The organism is Acidihalobacter prosperus, from assembly GCF_000754095.2.
GTDB lineage: Bacteria > Pseudomonadota > Gammaproteobacteria > DSM-5130 > Acidihalobacteraceae > Acidihalobacter > Acidihalobacter prosperus.
Genome location: NZ_JQSG02000002.1, coordinates 441533 through 457783, shown reverse-complemented (window position 1 = coordinate 457783; position 16251 = coordinate 441533). Strand labels below are relative to the sequence as shown.

17 protein-coding genes are annotated in these 16251 nt (G+C 59.8%); 15 read left to right on the top strand and 2 right to left on the bottom strand.

What is annotated here, in order from left to right:
- The first annotated feature begins 17 nt into the window (after positions 1-17).
- The 11 genes from THPRO_RS06215 to THPRO_RS06165 all read left to right on the top strand — a co-directional run bounded on the left by THPRO_RS06215 (position 18) and on the right by THPRO_RS06165 (position 9765).
- On the top strand, positions 18-1046 hold the full coding sequence (locus tag THPRO_RS06215; RefSeq protein ID WP_038088705.1) for a CoB--CoM heterodisulfide reductase iron-sulfur subunit A family protein: 1029 nt from the start codon (positions 18-20) through the stop codon (positions 1044-1046).
- On the top strand, positions 1021-1878 hold the full coding sequence (locus THPRO_RS06210) for a hypothetical protein (RefSeq protein ID WP_038088704.1): 858 nt from the start codon (positions 1021-1023) through the stop codon (positions 1876-1878). The genes THPRO_RS06215 and THPRO_RS06210 overlap by 26 nt, the downstream gene beginning before the upstream one ends.
- 33 nt (positions 1879-1911) lie before the next feature.
- Positions 1912-2628, top strand: coding sequence for a 4Fe-4S dicluster domain-containing protein (locus THPRO_RS06205; RefSeq protein ID WP_038088461.1), 717 nt, complete (start codon positions 1912-1914; stop codon positions 2626-2628).
- Positions 2621-3532: a CoB--CoM heterodisulfide reductase iron-sulfur subunit B family protein gene (locus THPRO_RS06200; RefSeq protein WP_038088460.1), complete on the top strand. Its 912-nt coding sequence runs from the start codon at positions 2621-2623 to the stop codon at positions 3530-3532. The genes THPRO_RS06205 and THPRO_RS06200 overlap by 8 nt, the downstream gene beginning before the upstream one ends.
- Before the next feature lie 97 nt (positions 3533-3629).
- Positions 3630-4076 carry a glycine cleavage system protein H gene (locus THPRO_RS06195; RefSeq protein WP_038088703.1) on the top strand — a complete coding sequence of 149 codons (447 nt, stop codon included), beginning with the start codon at positions 3630-3632 and terminating at the stop codon, positions 4074-4076.
- Between the two features lie 2 nt (positions 4077-4078).
- Positions 4079-4483, top strand: a complete 405-nt coding sequence (locus THPRO_RS06190; protein ID WP_065089361.1) for a DsrE family protein — start codon at positions 4079-4081, stop codon at positions 4481-4483.
- 65 nt (positions 4484-4548) lie between these two features.
- Positions 4549-4986 (top strand): glycine cleavage system protein GcvH, encoded by a 438-nt coding sequence (gene gcvH, locus THPRO_RS06185; RefSeq protein ID WP_082954476.1) that lies wholly within the window; start codon positions 4549-4551, stop codon positions 4984-4986.
- A gap of 165 nt (positions 4987-5151) precedes the next feature.
- A complete protein-coding gene (locus THPRO_RS06180; protein WP_038088457.1) occupies positions 5152-6339 on the top strand; it encodes a radical SAM protein in 1188 nt (395 codons plus the stop codon).
- Positions 6336-7442, top strand: a complete 1107-nt coding sequence (locus THPRO_RS06175; RefSeq protein ID WP_038088701.1) for a lipoate--protein ligase family protein — start codon at positions 6336-6338, stop codon at positions 7440-7442. Before THPRO_RS06180 ends, THPRO_RS06175 begins: the two co-directional genes overlap by 4 nt.
- Complete coding sequence (locus THPRO_RS06170) at positions 7442-8512, top strand: geranylgeranyl reductase family protein (RefSeq protein WP_038088455.1); 1071 nt, start codon at positions 7442-7444, stop codon at positions 8510-8512. Before THPRO_RS06175 ends, THPRO_RS06170 begins: the two co-directional genes overlap by 1 nt.
- 101 nt (positions 8513-8613) lie before the next feature.
- The gene (locus THPRO_RS06165) at positions 8614-9765 is read left to right on the top strand and encodes a radical SAM protein (RefSeq protein ID WP_038088453.1); all 1152 of its coding nucleotides are present in this window, start codon (positions 8614-8616) and stop codon (positions 9763-9765) included.
- 86 nt (positions 9766-9851) lie between these two features.
- Here the strand turns inward: THPRO_RS06165 and fdxA are convergent, their stop codons facing one another.
- Positions 9852-10175, bottom strand: coding sequence for a ferredoxin FdxA (gene fdxA / locus THPRO_RS06160; RefSeq protein ID WP_038088450.1), 324 nt, complete (start codon positions 10173-10175; stop codon positions 9852-9854).
- A gap of 195 nt (positions 10176-10370) precedes the next feature.
- On the opposite strand from fdxA, the gene THPRO_RS06155 reads away from it, so the two are divergent.
- From THPRO_RS06155 to THPRO_RS06140, 4 genes are read left to right on the top strand one after another with little or no spacing between them, the layout of a single operon-like run.
- The gene (locus tag THPRO_RS06155; RefSeq protein WP_065089360.1) at positions 10371-11297 is read left to right on the top strand and encodes a GGDEF domain-containing protein; all 927 of its coding nucleotides are present in this window, start codon (positions 10371-10373) and stop codon (positions 11295-11297) included.
- Entirely contained in the window at positions 11294-12340 is a 1047-nt protein-coding gene (locus THPRO_RS06150; RefSeq protein ID WP_236717259.1) for an ATP-binding protein, read from the top strand. The genes THPRO_RS06155 and THPRO_RS06150 overlap by 4 nt, the downstream gene beginning before the upstream one ends.
- Entirely contained in the window at positions 12327-13205 is an 879-nt protein-coding gene (locus THPRO_RS06145) for an STAS domain-containing protein (protein WP_038088447.1), read from the top strand. Before THPRO_RS06150 ends, THPRO_RS06145 begins: the two co-directional genes overlap by 14 nt.
- A complete protein-coding gene (locus THPRO_RS06140; protein ID WP_236717258.1) occupies positions 13192-13557 on the top strand; it encodes a hypothetical protein in 366 nt (121 codons plus the stop codon). The genes THPRO_RS06145 and THPRO_RS06140 overlap by 14 nt, the downstream gene beginning before the upstream one ends.
- Before the next feature lie 33 nt (positions 13558-13590).
- On the opposite strand, the gene mutS is transcribed toward THPRO_RS06140, so the two are convergent.
- Positions 13591-16137 (bottom strand): DNA mismatch repair protein MutS, encoded by a 2547-nt coding sequence (gene mutS / locus THPRO_RS06135; protein WP_065089402.1) that lies wholly within the window; start codon positions 16135-16137, stop codon positions 13591-13593.
- Positions 16138-16251 lie beyond the last annotated feature (114 nt).

Sequence of the window (16251 nt, the reverse complement as noted above, 5' to 3'; positions counted from 1 at the left end):
AGGATTCAGTGCTGATAGTGGGGGCGGGTCCGGCTGGCCTGTCCGCTGCTGCAACGGTGAGCGCGGCCGGATACAAAGCCGTACTGGTCGAAAAAGAGGACATCCTGGGCGGCGCGCCCATCCTCTCCGGTTATGCCAAGCTGGTGCCCTCCGGCGAGTGGGCGAAGGATGCCATCGGTCGGATGGTGAGTCGTGTCGAAGAGGATGCGGCGATCACCGTGCACAAGGGCGCGAAGGTGACCCAGTTCGACGGTGAGCCGGGTAGCTTCACGGCGACGCTGAGCAATGGCGAGAAGGTTGAGGCCGGCGCGGTGGTTCTGGCGACCGGATTCACTCACTTCGATTCGATCAACAAGCCGGAATGGGGTTTTGGTACCTTCGAGGACGTGCTGACCACGACGCAGATGGAGCAGATGGTGTCGGCCGGCAAGATCGCATGTCCTTCCGATGGCCGTGTGCCAGAGCGTGTTGCGATTCTGCTCTGCGTCGGTTCGCGTGATCGCCAGATCGGCCGCGAGTGGTGCTCCAAGATCTGCTGCACCGTTTCGGCGAATCTGGCCATGGAGATCAAGGAGCTGTCTCCGCAGACCGACGTGTTCATCTACTACATGGACATTCGTACGTTCGGTCTGTACGAGGACAAGTTCTACTGGAAATCGCAGGAAGAGTTCAAGACCAAGTTCGTGAAGGCCCGTATTGCGGAAGTGACCGCTTCGGGTGACGGACGCCTGCTGGTCAAGGGCGAAGATACGCTGGTCAAGCGCCCGATCATCATTCCCTTCGACATCGTGGTGCACGCCATCGGTATGGACCCGAACGAAGAGAACCCCGAGCTCGCCTCCGTTTTCGGCGTCGCACTCGAGAAGCACGGCTTCATCGAGCGTGCCGAGCACTACACCAACACGTGCGGCACGACTCGACGCGGCATCTACGCAGCCGGCGCGGCCTATGGGCCGGAGACGATCGACGATTCGATTTCGCAGGGTGCGGCTGCAGGCTCGCGCGCGGTGGCAGACCTCAATGCTCTGGTACAAAAAGCAGGCTGACGCCACAGCGCAGCAAAGCGGGGGCGATGACGCCATCGTCCCCGCCGAGCTGGCCGTTGATTTCGATCGATCGATTGCGGAAAGCAAGCTGAATGCCTTGCTGGAGCAGTCGAAAGACGTCGGCGGCGTGGAAAACCTGATCGAATCACTGAACGCGAAATGCCTTTTGTTCGGGGCGGCCTTCCCAGCGAAGCGCCCGAGCGGCTGGAGCCTTACGCAGGAGACACTGGATGCCGTGTATGCTGCGGTATTTCAGGTGAGGCGAAAGTTGGGCGCTATCCATGCTGCCATCGGCGCGCAAGCGCTTGGCGATGGCGTGGTCGATCTGGTTTATGGCGATAAGTCGCTGCAGGACCGCCTGCTCGGGTTCGTGTCGTTGGTGCCCGAGGAGATGAAGAAGGAACGACGTGCGATGCGCGATCTTGCGGCTGAAATTCTGCATTTTCGCGACCCTGAGGGTATGCCGCTGATGACCCGCTGGGTTTGGGACGAAGCAACGGCGAGCGGCGCGTTGCGCGAATTCATTCGTGGCAACGACGGATTGCCGGAAATACCCATCGACAATCGTGCGGAGACCTTCGAAGGTGCCAGGGTCTGGTTCGCAGAAATGCTGGCCGAAGCGGGTTTTTACCGCGATGTACCGATGTTGATCGATTTGTTGCTGGCGCAAGCCTATTCGGATTACGTGAAGGCGATGTCTAGCGGATTGGGTATGGTTCAGGCCGAGTTTGGCCAGAGTCATCACCCCCTCGAACTGCTGATCAAGCTGCTAGGGGTGGATCCGGCCACGGGGCGTGGTATTGGCAAAGCCGGGGAGCCGACGCTGCATTAGTCACTGGCTAGTGTGATTATTACGGAGAGCATAATGGCGATTCATGAAAAATCACTGATTGAACCGGAGCGCATTCTTTCCGAAGAAAAGCTCGTGGTCGACGGAGTCGACGTTTCCGGTTCGTGGAATACAATGATTACCCCGCGATATCTCCGCGACTACGATGATGATTTCGAGGCAGTGATACAGAAATATGCGGGCGGTGAGAATGTACATCGCTGCTGGCAGTGCGGGTCCTGCACGAACTCATGCACGATGTACGCGCAGAACGTACAGTTCAATCCGCGCTATTGGATCTATCTCACCCGCCTTGGGCTGAAGGACGAAATCATCAAGGACAAGGACATCATCTGGCAGTGCGTTTCCTGCAACAAGTGCACGAATATCTGCCCGAAGGACGTCCGGCCGGAAGGCGTGATGAAAGCCCTGGCACACTGGATGGAAGAACAGTCCATCACGGAAAAAACTCCCTCGACGCACTTTGACGAGACCTTCTGGGAAGAGATTTACCATACTGGCCGTATCGAAGACGCCAGTGTCATGATGGGGTTCTTCAAGAAAACCAATCAGCCTCTGATGCAGGACTGGCTGGTCGTTTTCGGGAAACGAATGATGAAATACCTGCCGATCGCGCAGATGGCCAAGATGGGGCTTAATTTCATTGCCAAGCCGCGTACCAAGTCCTGGGGTAAGACGGGCGAGGTCTTGAAGGCATACGTTCAGGAACAGAAGGAGGCCGCACATGGGTAAGGTTGCGTATTACCCCGGATGTGCGCTGGAGGGATCCGGCGGACCTTACGACAAGTCAACGCGCGCCTTGGTCAAAGCGCTCGGCTTGGAAATGGAGAACCTGAAGGACTACAACTGTTGCGGCGCCATGGAGGTGAAGAATATTCACCCGATGCTGCAGACGTACCTGTCCGCGCGCAATATGGCCATTGCCAGTGAGCAGATGGGACTCGACGCCGTGATGGCGCCCTGCAACGGTTGCTACCATAACCTGAAGAAAGCCGAATACGAGACTGCGACCTCCGAAAAGGCGATGGAGACCGTGCAGGATCTCGCCCGCAAGGCGGACGACCCGGTCTATAAAGGCGATGTGCGTACATTGCATCTGCTCGAGTGGCTCATGGAAGAACTGGGCACCGAGGGCATCAAGCAGCGTATCAGCAAGAGCCTGAACGGTATCAAGATCGCCAACTACTACGGCTGCATGTATGTCCGTCCGCGCCAGATCTTCCCGGAGAAGGATCAGGGGCCCGGTTCGGAGTCGAGCTACAAACCGCATTTCATGGATGACCTCCTGGGCGCGGCCGGTGCCGTCAACGTGGATTTCCCCCTGAAAACGGCTTGCTGCGGCGGTGCACATACCCTGTCCGATTCCGATACATCGACCCAACTGGTGCTCAACATCATTCAGGCGGCTGAGGATGCCGGCGCGGAGGTGATCGCGACGGAATGCCCAACCTGCCACTCGGGTTTGGAAATGCACCAGATCAGGGCGGAAACCGAGTTCGGGATCAAGACCAACGTCAAGGTTCTGTACTTCACCCAGTTGCTGGGGTTGGCGCTGGGCTTGTCGCCGCGCAAACTCGGCATCCACGAGAATATCAGTGACTCGGTGGGTTACCTCAAGGAAAAGGGCGTGATCTGACTGCGCCGGATGACAAGGGCGGGGTGATCCCGCCCTTGTTTCGTTTTTTATGGCGGATGGTTCGTTCGATCCGTCCAGCAAGCGGACAGCGCGTTTTATGGAGTGCAACGGTTGCGAATTCCATTCCGAGCTCTATTACGACTCGGAATACCAGATTTGGCTGCGTCGCGAGCACGACGATTCGTTGACGGTGGGCATGACGGATATTTCCCAGACCATCGCCGGCAAAATTCTGCATGTCAGGGTCAGACGCCCTGGCACGATTCGAGAACCGGGCAAACCTGTCGCCACGATTGAAAGCGGCAAATGGGCTGGCCCCATTCCCAATTTCATTCACTGCGTGATCCTGGAGGGGAATATCGAGGTGCTCGAAAACCCGGTTCTGCTCAATAGCGATCCCTACAATGCCTGGATAGCGCGCGTCGAGGCGAGTGCGGGGGTGGATGCGGCGTTGGAGGCATTCCTGACCGGCGACGAGGCCCATGAAGGCTATTGCCGGCGAGCACGCGACGAGGATATCCACTGCCAGCGGAAGGTGAGGTGAGCGTGTCTGCCGACGTGGACCATTACCTCGACAACGACGAGAAAACCGTCGTTATCGTGATGACCAGCGGTCCGTCTACGCCGCAGAGATGCGCTACGCCTTTCTACCTGGGGGCGATCATGGCCTCCATGGATGTGGAGGTGCACGTCTTTTTCACCATGGAAGGCGTTCGTTTGATGCAGCGCGGCGTGGCGGAGTCATTTGCGGCAATGGAAGATGGGAAAAAAATCATCGATTTTATCCGCGACGCCAAAAGGGCAGGCGTGACACTGCACGTTTGCCAGCCTGCTTTGCCGGGTTATAAAATCGATGAGGATAATGATCTGATCGAGGAAGTGGATCATGTCTCCAGGGCCAGCGTGCTGGCGGATTTGGTGTTGCGTAGTGACAATGTGATCACATTTTGACCACGATTCCGGCTCAACTATTGGACAGTCGGGCCTTTTGACATACGAAACTTAGGAGGAATTCCATGGGCGCGGTGCGCGGTTGCAACATTCCGGAAGATCTGATGTACAGCGTGGATAACAATGTGTGGGTGCGCCAGGAGAGTGATGGTTCTGCCACCGTCGGCCTGACTTCCTACGCCTGCTCGCTGGCGGGCCAGATTGTCTCCTATACCCCGAAAAAAGTGGGCAAGGACGTCAAGAAGGACAAGTCCTGCGCCACGGTGGAGTCCGGCAAGTGGGTGGGGCCGGCCAAGGCACCGGTTGCCGGCGAAGTGATTGCGATCAACGACGCGGTTTCTGCTCAGCCCGGGCTGATCAACGAAGATCCCTATGGCGAAGGTTGGCTGGTCAAGATCAAGCCTGCCGACTGGTCTGGCGATAGCGCCGACCTGACCACGGGTGCAGATGCGCTTGCCGCTTTCGAGGCCAAGATGGAAGCAGACGGGTTCGGCGGTTGCTGATGTCGTAGCGTGGACTGTTCCCCGAGGCGCTGCGAGGCGCTTCGGGGAACAGTCGAGAACGTACCCCTTATCGACGGTGGGGTCCGATCGGCCGACCGGCCGACACCCGCCGTTGGCGCAGGTTCCGGAACCGTCTATCGGCTCCCCATGAAGAGGTTGTGCGGCATGTCCGATTGGCTTGATCGTTTGCGTCACGTTGAACCCCTTGAGGACGTCCCGGTCGACGAGTCGCTCGTCGGCAAACTAGAGCAGTCCTGGGGCGGTGCGGGTTTGGGTGCCAGTCGAGGCATCAATTTCTACACGCCCACGTTCAAGGCTTTCCAGACCTCGGAACTGAAGGATTGCGGCAAGAGCGCATGGCCGGCGGTGTCGATCACGGGCGGCGATTGCAAGCTGCAGTGCGATCACTGCAAGGCCAAGATACTTGAGCCGATGCTGCCGGCGCGGACGCCGGAAGATCTGTGGCGTGTGGTCAATGGTATTATCGAAGATGGTGCGCAGGGAATGCTGCTGACCGGAGGCTCCAACCATCAGAATCAAGTCGAGTACGATCGATACTACGGCACCATCCGCCGAATCAAAGACGAGTTTCCGGATTTCAAGATTGCCATGCATACCGCGCTGGTCGATGCGGATATCGCATTGAGCATGGAGCAAGCCGGTATCGATGCTGCAATGATGGATGTGATCGGTTCGCAGGACACCATCACGCAGGTCTACCACCTGCGCCGCAGTGTCGATGATTTCGAGCAGACACTGGAACATCTGGTTGCGACCAACATGAAGGTGGTGCCGCATATCGTCATCGGCCTGCATTACGGTCGTCTGCTAGGCGAGTGGAACGCCTTGGAAATGATTCGTCGTCATCTGCCCGACGCCGTCGTGTTGGTTGTCGTCATGCCTTTCTATGCTCCGGAAAGCCGCCCATTCGCGACGCCGGATGCGCATGCGGTCGGTCGTTTCTTCATGGATGCACGACAAGCGCTGCCGGAGACTCCGCTGCTGCTGGGTTGCGCGAGACCGCCGGGCATGACGAAGTTGCAGATCGATACCTATGCCGTGATGGCGGGGCTGAACGGCATTGCCCATCCTTCCGACGGTACGGTTGAACTCGCCGCGCGATTGGACCGCCAAGTCAAGGTTACGCCAGCCTGCTGCTCGATCGCAGTGGGGGACGAGGTTATGGCAATCGAAGGCGTGGATTCAGGACTCGATATCGATCTTGACGCCATCATAGCGCAGGAGCGTGACCGTCGGCGGATGGCCAAAATGGCCAGTCACGGCCTCAACGGTATCCGCATCGTTGCCGAGCAGGGCAGCGACGCCGCGGCTGCCGGGTGCTGCTCGACGTGAGCGTCCGCGCTGGTGCAGCCTGGCGCGTGATCGATACCGGACTGCGCCGCCCGGCGGAGAATTTCGCCATCAATCAGGCATTGTTGAGTTGTCACCAGGCGGGGAAATCTCCCCATACTCTGCGATTTCTGAGATTTACGCCATCGGCTCTCGTCGGGTTTCATCAGAATGTGGAACAGGAATTGCGCATCGACTACTGCCAGGCGCAGGACATCGACATCCAACGTCGCCTTACCGGCGGTGGTGCGCTGTATTTTGACGAGACGCAATTGGGATGGGAGCTTTATCTCGATAAACGCACGTTGGGTACGGCCGACATGGGAGCCATCGCATCGCGAATATGCACGGCAGCAGCGAGCGGGATTTCGAGCCTGGGCGTCGATGCGCATTTCCGACCCCGCAATGATATAGAAGTAGACGGTCGAAAAATTTCCGGCACGGGCGGCGCTTTTGATGGGGATTCGATTTTGTATCAGGGGACTCTGCTGATCGAATTCGACGTCGAAAAAATGCTCAAGGTGCTACGTATCCCTGCGGAGAAACTTTCGGACAAGGCCATTTCCTCCGCACGCGAGCGTGTCGTGAATCTGGGCGAGCTCCTCGGTAGCGCGCCGTCGATGTCTCGCGTACAGCAGGCCATGACGGAAGCCTTTGCGCAAGAATTCGGCGTGCGTTTCGAAAGTGCGTCTGAAATGAATGTCTGCGAGCAGGGCGCATATGCCGACGCGCTCGCGGAGATCGATTCTCCTGAATGGGTTTTTCAGCATAACCGGCCCATTGACGAAGCGCCGATGCTGGAGTCGGTTTATCGCTCGGAAGGCGGTCTTATGCGCGCTTGCGTCGCGGTTGATCGCTCACGCAACCACCTCAAGCAGGTGTGGATCACGGGCGATTTCTTCGTCAGTCCCAACCGCCTGGTGCTGGATCTCGAGGCGGCGCTGAAGGATACGCCGATCACGGCACTGGAAGATAACGTCAATGGTTTTTTTGCCGGCACCCAGACGCAGATGCTACGCCTGACGCCCGGAGATTTTATCAAGCTGATACGGCTGGCTGTCGATGAGACACCCTTGCAGTCGGTTGCGGCACCGGGGGAACACTGATGTCGCATGTGCAGGTACTGGTGGTCGGGCTTGGGCCGGGGGGCGCTTCCGCTGCCCGCAAGGCGGCCGAGGCCGGCCTGGAGGTGCTGGGTATCGAGCGCAATCGGTCGATCGGCGAGCCGGTGCAATGCGCCGAGTTTGTGCCGACGCCGATGGGCGCCTACACGCGTGCGGATCAGGTGTTGTATCAGCGCATCAGCGGCATGAAGAGCATACTGCCATCCGGCGAAGCGCATCAATCGGATTTCCCTGGCTTCATGATCAACCGTGCGCGTTTCGATCAGGCGATTGCCGAGCAGGCGGAACAGGCGGGTGCACGTCTGCGCGTACAGACGCGGATCGAGCGTCTGGACCCGACCGCACGTGTGGCGCTGTTGCGTCACGCGGACGGTACGGAGTCGGTCTCCTACGATGTGCTGATCGCCGCCGATGGGCCGCACTCGACCGTGGCGAAGCTCTTGGGCCTGCCCGCGCTGGCAACCGTGAACACCAGGCAGTATACGGTGCCATTGCTGACGCAATATGCGGATACGGATATCTGGCTGTCCGACGAATACCCCGGAGGGTATGCGTGGCTGTTCCCCAAGGGAAACAGGGCCAATCTGGGTTTGGGCGCCGACAGGCGTTTCGAGGACGACCTGAAAAAGCCGCTCGAATCGCTGCATCGACAACTTGTTGCCGCGGGTCTGGTCGGCGAGGAGATTTATTATCGCACTGGCGGCGCGATTCCCGTGGGGGGCTTGCGTGAGCGGCTGGTCCACCAGCGCTGCCTGTTCGTGGGCGATGCCGCCGGCTTAACGCATCCGATCACGGGCGGCGGTATCTCCGCGGCAGTGGTGTCTGGCGAGCGTGCAGGAGAGTGCGCTGGCGCCTTTGTGAGTGGAGCGGACGACGCCTTCGACGATTATGAAGAAGATGTGCGTGATCAGTTCGAGGCGACGATCGAGCGCGCCGTGGCTCGGCGTGCCTACCTGAATCGTCAATGGCGTACCCAGGCTGCGCAAAGCGATGACACCATGCGTAAAGGCTGGATAGCGTTTTCGGAATATTTTTCATCGGTAGAAGCCTAACGGGTTCGTGGTAATCCGTGTCGGGCAAGGCAAGTAAAACGGAACGTGCGGTCAAATCGGGGCCGCCGCTCATGGGATGTGAATATTTTGGAGGATTGTAAATGAGTGCGAGCGCGGAAACCCTGACGATTCCGGTGAATTTCTATCGCCCGGATTATCATGTGAAAACACCGGAGATGCGTTCTCCTGAATACGTGCAGCTTTCGACCGCTGCGGCCATCACGCTCGGGTTGGTGCCTGGCAGCATGCACCGGACATCCTGTACCCACTGTCTGAACCTGCTGGTCACCTATCCGGAAGGATGCCGGGCGAACTGCAGTTATTGCGGTCTTGCCCGGCATCGCGAAGAGTCGCGTGATTATGCCGACCGCAATTTCATTCGTGTCGACTGGCCGACGGTGGGTTACGATGAGGTGATCGAACGGGTCAAGGCGAATGCCGACAAGGGTCAGTTCGAGCGGATGTGCATTTCAATGATTACGCACCCGAATTCCGATCATGACACGCTCTTGCTGCTGCGCAAGTGGATGAAGGCGGTTCCGCACATCCCCGTCTCGATTCTTTCCAATCCGACGACGATGAAGTACGAGGATCTGGTCACGTTGCGGGATGAGGGGGCTGATATCTTCACTGTGGCGCTCGATGCGGTTACGCCGGAGATTTTCGAGCGTACGCGTGGCAAGACGGTGGACAGCCCGCACCGTTGGGACAAGTACTGGCAGGCCATTGAATGGGCGGCCGAAATTTTCGGACCTGAAAAGTTTGGTGCGCACCTGATCGCCGGCATGGGTGAGACCGAGCAGGAAATGATGGCAATCTGCCAGAAGATGCGCGACATGGGCGGTCACAACCACATGTTCGCCTTCTTTCCCGAGCAGGGGTCTTTGATGGAGGACTGGCCTGCGGTGCCGAAGGATCAGTGGCGCCGTGTGCAGCTGGGTCGTTTCATCATCGACTATGCTGGTGGCCGTATCGATGACATGCGCTTCAACGAGCAAGGGCAGATTATCGATTTCGGCATGGGCGAGGACGAGCTTGAAGCCCTGATCGCATCGGGCAAGCCTTTCCAGACCTCAGGTTGCCCAGGTAAGACCGACGAGGAAATCTCGGCGTGCAACCGGCCTTATGGCGATTCCAGTCCCACGGATATCCGCTCTTTCCCCTTCGCCTTGAACGCGCAGGATGTGGGGTTCGTGAAGCGCCAGATGGCCGGTGAGGATGTCGGTACGGTCGACCACGATCAGTTGGACTGAGCGGGGGCTGACCTGAAAGCAAAGGGGCGGGGCGGCTTCCCAACAGTCCCCCGCCCCTTTGCGTCGTGAGGGGCCGCCGGCGCTTGTCAGCGTTCCAGATACTGCAGCTTGTCGGGTTTTCCGTCCCATTCTTCGGCGTCAGCCGGCGCTTCCTTGCGTGTCGTTAACACAGGCCAGCTACGGGATAGTTCCGCGTTGAGTTCCAGGAATTGTTCCTGACCATCGGGGAGATCATCTTCGGGATAGATCGCTTCGGCTGGACATTCAGGCTCGCAGAGCGTGCAGTCGATGCATTCGTCCGGGTCGATCACGAGAAAGTTGGGACCCTCGTGGAAACAGTCGACCGGGCAAACCTCCACGCAGTCGGTGTATTTGCATTTGATGCAGTTTTCCGTGACGACGAACGTCATGATGCTCTCCAGATTCAGAGTATGCTAAGTACCGCCGTGCGCGTGTTGCGTCAGGCGGACTGCCCAATGGCGCAATATTAAATCTATTCTTAAGCCCGTGCGAGTCCGACCGCGTGTTTTCCTGGCTGTCGGCAAGACGGTACGGGGTGGACTATAAGTATGCTGTCCGCCCACCCATGAGGCCCGATACCTTTCATGACCGCCTTGCTGAGGTTGGCCATCGTCGCCGAGTCGGATCGTTACCGGTTTGCACGATTCGTATTCGAGGCCGTTGAGGCATTTGGCGCCAGTGCGTTTTCCAGCGCATCCATACTGGTGAATCTCATGCCCAGGCTGCGTGAAGACTATCGCCATGTGGGTGCGCGGCTGGAGATTTCGCTCCTGGTCATCGAGGCAACACTGTATTGCGAATGGAACGGCAAGCGAGTCTCGATTTGCAGGCTGGATCCGGTGCCGGATACGCAGCAGCTGAAGATTCTGAGTGAACAGCTTCGCCTGGCCAGCGAATCCACCGATCCGGATCTCTTGGTTCGCCGAAATCGTCAGATTGAAATGGAGCTTGAACATGCCAAGGTGCGTGCCGCCGCCGAGTTTGCCGAACTCGAAGCGAGACTTGAGAGCAAAAAAGCGGAATTACAGGCATCGCTTCGCGCAGCGGCAACCGATAGTCTGACTGGACTGTACAATCGAGGGGCTTACGACGATCGCCTGATGGAAGCGGTCACGCGCTGCGCACGTCAGCAGGAACCGCTTTGCCTGATCATGCTGGATCTGGATTATTTCAAACAGATCAATGATGAAAATGGCCATCAATATGGCGATGAATACCTCAAGCGCATGGCGCAGGTGATGCGTGAACACGTCAGATCGCATGTCGATATCCCTTGCCGTATGGGCGGGGACGAGTTCGCGATCATGGTGTTTGCCGGTGTGGAGACCGCGCGCCGCATCGCTGAAAGTATCCTCACAGGGATGCTGGGCAGGGTCAGCATCGGAATCGCCTGCCTGTTGCCATCCGACAGCCACGAATCATTGATCGGGCGCGCCGATGCGGCGTTATACGAGGCGAAGCGCCAGGGGCGCGGACGTGTCTGTGTGGCCGTTTCGGAGCACGCCGAGTGAAGTTGCTGGTGGAACAACTGATCAAGGATGAAAGTGATCAGGTGCTGTTGCGCTCACGGCTGCGAGCGGTGGCGAGGCGCATGGGGTTTTCGAGCGCATCGCGGGAGCGCATGGAACTCGTATGCAATGAGACGACGTCGAATCAGCTCAAATTCGCGACAGGCACGGGTGTCATCCAGTTGTGGGAATCGGATGAACCCAGGGGGCTTGATCTATTCGTGCTCGATTACGGCCCAGGCGTGAACGATCTGGCTTTGGCCGAGCGGGACGGTTACACCACTGCCGGTACCATGGGGAAGGGTCTGGGGGCGGTCCGTCGGCTGTCGGACGATAGTGCGTTTTATACCCAGTCCGTACGTGAATCCGCCGCGACCGGCTGGCATGGCATGGCGGTGTGGGCGCGTTTTCATCTGGACGATGCGCCTGCGTCCGAATGGGCGTCGGATATCGGGCAGTATCTGCGGGCTTATCAGGACGATTGCTACAACGGCGATTGCCTGCATGTGCAACCGCTGCGGGAACGCGTGCGCTGGATGCATCTGGATGGGTTGGGTCACGGCAAAGCCGCCGCCGAGGCCGTGGCGCCCGTACGCCGAATGCTGCTGTCGGGCGAGTCCCTCGATGTACTGCTGCGCGAGATCGGCCATCATCTTCACGGCGGACGCGGCGCTGTCGGCATCGTTGGCGAATGGGACTCGTCGGCCGGCACTGTCGCGGTTTGCGGTGTGGGCGACTTGGCGGCCTACCATTTGCGCGGTAATGTCCGCCGGGAGATGCCACTCGCGTCTGGCATACTCGGGCATGCACACCGGCGTGCCGATATCCAGTTTGCCGAAATGCGGCCGGGCGACTTGTGCATGAGCGCTTCGGATGGCATGCGCAGAAATTGGCTGCTATCGACGTTTCCCGGGCTTTGGGAATTGCACCCCCAGATGATAGCTTTTTTTCTGGGGCAGGTAGTATCGAGGGGCAATGACGACCGCTCGCTTTTCATTGTCAGAGAACCCATGTCGCAGCGGGAGCGAAAACATGAATTCCGATAAAACAAAAAGAAAGGCGGTAAACCGCGCCCTTATCGAGCAGTTGATGACGAATGTGGGAAAGATATCGGCGATCATCGAGGCGCAGGGAAACGACATCTTCGGTGAGGTCAATCTTTTATCCAAGGATGAAATCAACGACTACAGCCTCGAGTTCCTCGAGCTGTTTGTCGTGGTGCTGCAGGCAGGCGATGAGATTGATCCCGAGGGTGTTGAGTTCAAGGCGCTAAGGCAGTTCTTTACGGTTTGTTCACGCCAGATATTGATGCGAGGCGGTACGCTTGACGAGTTCGTCAGGTACATCCAGTTTCTGCAGCGTGTATTTCTCGGGAATCTCGAGGCTGAGGAAGGGCTGGATATTCAGTTGATCCGCGATATTTCACTTTTGTTGTCGAATGTATTCAACGACATCATTCTTGACGTGTTTCATGTGTATTTGCAGGAAAAAGAAAAAACCATCCAGGCACAGCAGGAGGAATTGCGACAAACAGCCACCCCGATCACGGAGATCTGGGACGGTGTGTTGACGTTGCCGGTGATCGGTAGTCTGGATTCCTCGCGGACGATGGTGGTCATGGAAAAACTGCTTTCGCGCATCGAATCGGATCGGGCGCAGGTCGTGGTGATCGACGTAACGGGTGTGGTCGCGATCGATTCCCAAGTGTCGCACCATCTTATACAGATGATCCGGGCGATCGGGTTGATGGGCGCGACGGCGATTCTGACCGGTATTCGGCCGGATATCGCGCGCGCGATCACCAGCCTGAACATCGACCTTGGTGCCGTCACCACGCGCTCGACGTTGTCGGAGGGACTCAAGCTCGCATTCAGGCAGATGGGCATCGAGGTGTCGGGTGCCGGCGGCTGACGGTCGCGAGACGCCGACGCTTTCGGGCATGCACCTGACGCGGATCGGCCTGGGCAATATCCTGCTGGAGCCCGGCGAAGGGCTCGACCCGGCCGATCCCGACGCCTATCTCGAGCCGTTGCTGGCACATATTCAGAGACGCGCCGCTTGCCGTCTGATCTACGATCTCAAGAACGTGCCGCTGATCGATGAGGTTTACTACCGCTGGCTGCTTGCGGTGCATGCGCTTTGCGGTATTGCCAATATCGAAATGGTGGTAGTGCACATGCGGCCGGCGGCCGCCTTCGCATTGTCGCGCCTCATCGATGAGCCGCCCCCCTTTCGTTGCGCTCTGGAGGTGGCGCGCGGTTAATAGGCCCGGCAGGTTCCACCGGGGGCGTTCGGATCAAGCTTCGTGGATGTCGTCGATCATGTCGCGTAATCGGTACATCAGGTCCAGTGCTTGGCGTGGCGTCAGCGTGTCCGGGTCGGTCTCGCGTAATGAACGCACAAGCGCATCGGCCATGGGATCGGGCGCCGGCGCGGAGAACAGGCTGTATTGCTGTGTATTTTCGGTAACCGCCGCGGCCTGATCCTCCAGTCTTGCGAGGCGTTGCCTGGCGCGTTGGATCACCGCCGGCGGGACACCCGCCAGGCGAGCGACCTGCAGACCATAGCTCTGACTGGCCGGGCCCGGATTGAGGCGATGCAGGAAGATGACCTGGTCGCCGTGCTCGACGGCTTCGGTATGGGCATTGTCCACGCCGGGACATTCCTCGGGCAGCGTGGTCAGCTCGAAGTAGTGGGTGGCGAAGAGCGTGAACGCGCGGTTGTGTTCGGCCAGATGCTGGGCGCAAGCCCAGGCCAGGGAGAGGCCGTCGAAGGTGCTGGTGCCGCGGCCGATCTCGTCCATGAGCACGAGACTGTCGGGGGTGGCATTGTTCAGTATGTTGGCCGCTTCGGTCATCTCGACCATGAACGTGGAACGCCCCGAGGCCAGATCGTCGGCCGCGCCGATGCGGGTGAATATCCGGTCGATGGGTCCGATCAGGGCGCGGCGGGCCGGAACATAGCTGCCGATGTGGGCGAGCAGCACGATCAAGGCGGTCTGGCGCATATAGGTGGATTTGCCGCCCATGTTGGGGCCGGTGATGATCAGCATCCGGCGAGCGTCGCCAAGGTCGAGATCGTTGGGGACGAAGGGTTCCTTCAGTACCTGCTCGACCACGGGGTGGCGCCCGCCCTCGATGCGCAGGACCGGGGTGTCGGTCAGTTCTGGGGGGGTGTAGTCCAGGCTGCGCGCACGTTCGGCCAGGGCGCAAAGCACATCGAGCGCGGCGAGCGCGGCAGCGGCGTCGCGCAGGCTGTCGAGCGATGGCGCCAGCAGGTCCAGCAGGTCATCGTAGAGCGCCTTTTCGCGCGCGAGTGCGCGCTCTCGGGCTGATAGGACCTTGTCCTCGAAGGCCTTGAGCTCGGGCGTGATGTAGCGCTCGGCGCCCTTGAGGGTTTGGCGCCGGGAGTAGTCCGCCGGCGCCTTGGCGGCCTGGGCCTTGCTGATCTCGATGTAGTAGCCATGCACCCGGTTATACGCCACCTTGAGGGTGGGGATGCCGCAGCGCTCGCGTTCGCGCACTTCCAGGTCGACCAGAAACCGATCCGCGTTTTCCGAGAGCGCGCGGAGTTCATCGAGTTTGGCATCGTAACCGGCGGCCATGACGCCGCCATCGCGGATCAGTACGGGCGGCTCTTCGACCAGCGCGTCACGCAGCAGATCGCGGACCTGCGGGTGCGTGTCGAGTGCCGTGACCAGTTGGACAAGCAGCGGCGCGTCCAGCGGCGCGAGTATCCCGTGCAATGTCGGCATCGTATCCAGTGCGCGACGCAGGGTCGCGAGGTCTCGCGGGCGGGCGGATTTGAGGGCGACGCGTGCGAGGATTCTTTCGATGTCGCCGACGCCGCGCAGCACTTCATGCAGGGATTCATATGCGCCGCTTTCGATCAGTGTGCCGATGGCCTGGTAGCGGGCCTGTAGCACGGCGGCGTCGCGCAGCGGACGGTTGACCCAGCGCCGCAGGCAGCGGCTGCCCATGGGCGTCGCGGTGCGATCGAGCACGCTGACCAGCGTATGCGTTTCGCCGCCGCCCAGGTTGCGTTCGAGTTCCAGGTTCTGCCGGGTGATGGCGTCGAGAATGATGGCGTCGTCGTGGCGTTCGGCCACCAGGCCGGTGATGTGCGGCAAGGCGCTGCGCTGGGTTTCGCCGGCGTATTGCAGCAGCGCGCCGGCGGCGCCGATCGCATCGCCCAGGTCGTCGCAGCCGAAGCCGCTGAGGTCGCGGGTGCCGAATTGCCGCGTCAGCAGTTCGAAGGCGGTGGCCGATTCGAAGTGCCAGGGCGGATAACGGGTGAGACCGGGGCGGTCGCCGCCGGGCGGCGCGAAGCCTTCGGGCACCAGCAGTTCGGCGGGGTGCAGGCGTTCCAGTTCCCCCAGCAGCGCCTCGTCGTCCTGCGGCACGCAGACGCTGAAGCGGCCGCTGCCGAGATCGAGCGCGGCCACGCCGTAACCGCCCGCCGCGCCGGGGACAACGGCGGCCACCAAATTGTCCTGGTGGGCGTCGAGCAGAGCGTCGTCGGTCACTGTGCCCGGCGTGACGATGCGGACCACCTCGCGCTCGACCGGCCCCTTGCTGGTTGCCGGATCGCCGATCTGCTCGCAGATCGCGACGGATTCGCCGAGACGTACTAGGCGTGCGAGATACTGCTCGGCCGAATGCACCGGCACGCCCGCCATCGGGATCGGCTCGCCGGCCGACTGACCGCGCGCGGTCAGGGTCAGGTTGAGCAGCTTGGCGGCCTTGCGCGCATCCTCGTAGAACAGTTCGTAGAAGTCGCCCATGCGGTAGAAAAGCAGGCGCTCAGGTTGTTCCGCCTTGATGCGCAGATACTGCTGCATCATCGGTGTGTGTTCGCCGCCGCTCTTGCTGGCGGTCTTTTCTCGTGCCTTGTTCAATGGAATGCCCGCCGTTGCCGGATGCCGTTTAGCGCGCCATGGTAGCCGCTCGATCGGGTG

Excerpts from the sequence above, each read along its gene's own strand:
- gcvH (WP_082954476.1), top strand. The coding sequence starts at position 4,549 with ATGGGCGCGGTGCGCGGTTGCAACATTCCGGAAGATCTGATGTACAGC.
- THPRO_RS06165 (WP_038088453.1), top strand. The coding sequence starts at position 8,614 with ATGAGTGCGAGCGCGGAAACCCTGACGATTCCGGTGAATTTCTATCGC.
- mutS (WP_065089402.1), bottom strand. The coding sequence starts at position 16,137 with ATGATGCAGCAGTATCTGCGCATCAAGGCGGAACAACCTGAGCGCCTG.
- THPRO_RS06195 (WP_038088703.1), top strand. The coding sequence starts at position 3,630 with ATGGAGTGCAACGGTTGCGAATTCCATTCCGAGCTCTATTACGACTCG.
- THPRO_RS06155 (WP_065089360.1), top strand. The coding sequence starts at position 10,371 with ATGACCGCCTTGCTGAGGTTGGCCATCGTCGCCGAGTCGGATCGTTAC.
- THPRO_RS06200 (WP_038088460.1), top strand. The coding sequence starts at position 2,621 with ATGGGTAAGGTTGCGTATTACCCCGGATGTGCGCTGGAGGGATCCGGC.
- THPRO_RS06210 (WP_038088704.1), top strand. The coding sequence starts at position 1,021 with ATGCTCTGGTACAAAAAGCAGGCTGACGCCACAGCGCAGCAAAGCGGG.
- THPRO_RS06170 (WP_038088455.1), top strand. The coding sequence starts at position 7,442 with ATGTCGCATGTGCAGGTACTGGTGGTCGGGCTTGGGCCGGGGGGCGCT.
- THPRO_RS06145 (WP_038088447.1), top strand. The coding sequence starts at position 12,327 with ATGAATTCCGATAAAACAAAAAGAAAGGCGGTAAACCGCGCCCTTATC.
- THPRO_RS06180 (WP_038088457.1), top strand. The coding sequence starts at position 5,152 with ATGTCCGATTGGCTTGATCGTTTGCGTCACGTTGAACCCCTTGAGGAC.
- fdxA (WP_038088450.1), bottom strand. The coding sequence starts at position 10,175 with ATGACGTTCGTCGTCACGGAAAACTGCATCAAATGCAAATACACCGAC.
- THPRO_RS06205 (WP_038088461.1), top strand. The coding sequence starts at position 1,912 with ATGGCGATTCATGAAAAATCACTGATTGAACCGGAGCGCATTCTTTCC.